Consider the following 2,877-nt stretch of genomic DNA (forward strand, 5'->3'; position numbering starts at 1 on the left):
GTGACCAGCACAAACGGGATGATGAGGGCCTCACGACCCAGAACGAGAAGCCGCATCGTGCGGGTGCTCGCATTGGCGCCAGCGAGCAGGACCACGATGAACGTCGCCGTGACGAACATCGGAGCCCACTGCTGATGGGAGATGAAATAGAAGACCCAGGTTGCGCTCGCCGCTGCGCTCAGGCGCATGATGTGCCTGGGGTCCTTCCAGATGTAGGCGGCCGCCCCGAAGGCGATGGCGACGATGCCGAGAGCTTCCATTCAACGTGATCCTGATGAGCGCGGAGGGCCGCGGGCGCGTTGCGCTGGAAGTTCAGCCGAGAGCCATTTCGAAATCCGGCTCCTCGACGCGCAGATCGATGCCGATCGAGCGCAGCATCTCATCGAAGCGCTCTGCCATGTCCGTCTTGCACTGGCCCGAATTGTCAAAATCGGCATCCGGCACGATCTCGCGGACGGCGGCATCGGTCTTGAGGCCCGAAATTCCGACGCCCTCGCGGTTGATGCGCACGACGGCGCCGCCGGCATTGCGCAGCGCGTCCACCTCGTAGACGATGGACTCGACGACGTAGCGGCCGCCCTGCCCCGAGTTCTTCACCCGATCGAGCTCCCGGCCCAGCGTCCACTCCGGACCGAGCTCCACGCCCATGAAGTAGCCGAAGCGCTCCATGAAGTAGCGTGGCGTCTGCTCGTCGGGCAGATAGGAGCTCGGCTTGTCCTTCAGGTCCCCATCCGTCATCCGGCGCGCTTCGTCCTCGGTGGCGCCGATATGGGAGAAGTAGGCGCGGCAGGCGACCTTGCCGCCCTCGAAAGGATGCAGCCGCTGAAAGCCGTGGTTCTCCACGAGGTGGTCCGCCACGCTCGATTTGCCGACCTGGCGGAAGCCCGTGAGCCCAATGATGATGGGGGTGGTCATGTTGTTCGCTCGCTCGTTATCAGGCGTTGTAGCCGGGGGTGTCGTCATCCGCCGCCCGCCGCGGGGCGACGTCAATGTAGGGGCGGCGCTTGAAGGTGATTTTTCGCAGGTCACTCTCGTTGGTCTGCCGCAGGATGATGTCATCGATGTTCGGAGGCGCCGGAGGGAACATGCCGGATTTGATGACCAGGTTGGGGTCGAGCTTCCTCGCTTCGAATTCCTCGACGGCGTAGCCGCGCAGCTGGTCGCTGAACGCTTGCGATGCCGAGGCGATCGGACCGAGGCCCTCGGTCGAGCGAGGCATGAAGAAGCGCGACGTATCGATCTTCTGGCGGTCGAAGCCGAGCTGATCGATGTGGTCTCTGGGCGGGGTCGTCGCCTGAGCGACCGCCTTCTGGATCCCTTCGATCAGGCGCTGGTCCATCTTGCCTTCGAGCATGCGCTCCGCCTGGTCGCCGCTCAGGGAGAGGTTGATCTGGATGTTGGTCACGTTGACCGGTTGATCCTTCTTCGGCTCGCCGGTCGTGTCGCTCGGATCGGCCGCGATGCCCGCCTTCTTGAAGACCTTGCGATACATAGTGCGCAGCAGCTTGAACGACTCCCAGGCGCCGCTGAGGCCGATCAGTGCGCCCCCGATGTTGCTGGTGATCTTCCCTGCCGTGCTGTCGAAGAAGTTGCGGCCGGTGCTCAAGGCGTAGGACGCGAAGGCCTTCGACTTCTCGATGCTCGACTTGAAGACATCCTGGGCTTCATCCACCCGGTCGCCCAGCCAGCTGCGCATTTCGGTCAGCATCTCGCGAGACTGGTGCGCAAGCTCGACGCCATGGAGCTTCGCCTCGGCCTCGAGGCCCACGCCGACGGTGGCCGTGTAATCGCCAGCGCCGTTCAAGAACCAGTCCGCAGTATTGAATGGCGAAGTTTCGGGCATCCAGGTGAACAGGCAATACAGCCCGTCGCTGAGATACGGCAGGGCTTCCGGTAGCGCGCCGCCGAGCGACAGGGAGGCGGCCGCGCCCCCCGCCAGGAACGCAGCATGCGCCGCAGAAGACGGATTCTCCATCATGCGGTCGATCACGTTCCGGATCATGTTGCTCATCTTCAGCTCCTGCCTCTCCATACCTAAGAAGATATTACGGGCTAAGAGCGAAAATCGCAAAGTCCCCGGGGAATGGGAGACCGGCGCGAGGCCGGTCTCCTTCAGACGGCAGCTGCGTGCTGGGCGGGGATCGCGCGACGAACGGCTTTATCGCGGATCGCCTTGAACGCCACCTTCTCGATGATCGCATCCACGTCGATACCGAGATCCGCGACTTCACTGCGGATCAGGTCGGTGATGCGGCTTTCATCCAGTTCGGCGTCATCCCGGTCGAGCCCATCCATGATCTCGCCAACCTCGGCCACAATATCACGGGCGTCGATGATGCCGAGCGACACGCGGTGCGGGTCGGCGGAGAGAAGGACATCCTGCATCTCCTGAAGGCCGATGGAGCCTGCCGTTTCACGAACCATGCGCTTGGCGAGCCGCTTGGCACGGTCGGCCAGCGCGTTGCCGACGCGACCCGCCTGATACGCCACCTCGGCGACGGGGTAGTCCCAGGAGCCTTGCGGGGGGTCGATCGGAGCACTGCCCACACGCATGTCGTTGATCGTGATCGAGAGCGGCGCCGTGCGGTCGCGACAGGCGATGATGACGCCTTCGCCCGAGGCAGTCGATCCGACTTCTAGGTCGATGCCAGGCACCATCATGGCCAGTGTCCGGCGCATGGTGCGGGCCTCGCTGACCATGTCCAGGATGAGAATCTCCCAAGCACCTGCTTCACACCAGCCGCGGGTTTCCGCGCAGAACACGTCTTCGGTGATGCGGAACGTCGGGCGAAAGCCCGTTTCGTCCTGGCTGAGCCAGAGCATCACGAGGCAGGACGTCGGATCGGGCTCGCTGTTGGCCGGGTTGCCCAAGTTCAG

General features: G+C 63.7%; 4 protein-coding genes. All 4 read right to left on the reverse strand.

Annotation, left to right across the window (positions count from 1 at the left end; all coding sequences use genetic code 11):
• The coding region (locus tag ACFDS3_RS20295) for a hypothetical protein (protein WP_375264137.1) at positions 1-260 on the reverse strand (260 nt) is incomplete at its 3' end.
• A 52-nt stretch (positions 261-312) separates the two neighbouring features.
• The gene (locus ACFDS3_RS20300) at positions 313-915 is read right to left on the reverse strand and encodes a hypothetical protein (RefSeq protein WP_375264138.1); all 603 of its coding nucleotides are present in this window, start codon (positions 913-915) and stop codon (positions 313-315) included.
• Positions 916-934: 19 nt separating this feature from the next.
• Positions 935-2,011 carry a hypothetical protein gene (locus tag ACFDS3_RS20305; RefSeq protein ID WP_375264139.1) on the reverse strand — a complete coding sequence of 359 codons (1,077 nt, stop codon included), beginning with the start codon at positions 2,009-2,011 and terminating at the stop codon, positions 935-937.
• Positions 2,012-2,112: 101 nt separating this feature from the next.
• On the reverse strand, positions 2,113-2,877 hold a 765-nt coding region (locus ACFDS3_RS20310), incomplete at its 5' end, for a hypothetical protein (protein ID WP_375264140.1).

The organism is Palleronia sp. (genome assembly GCF_042089775.1).
GTDB lineage: Bacteria > Pseudomonadota > Alphaproteobacteria > Rhodobacterales > Rhodobacteraceae > Palleronia.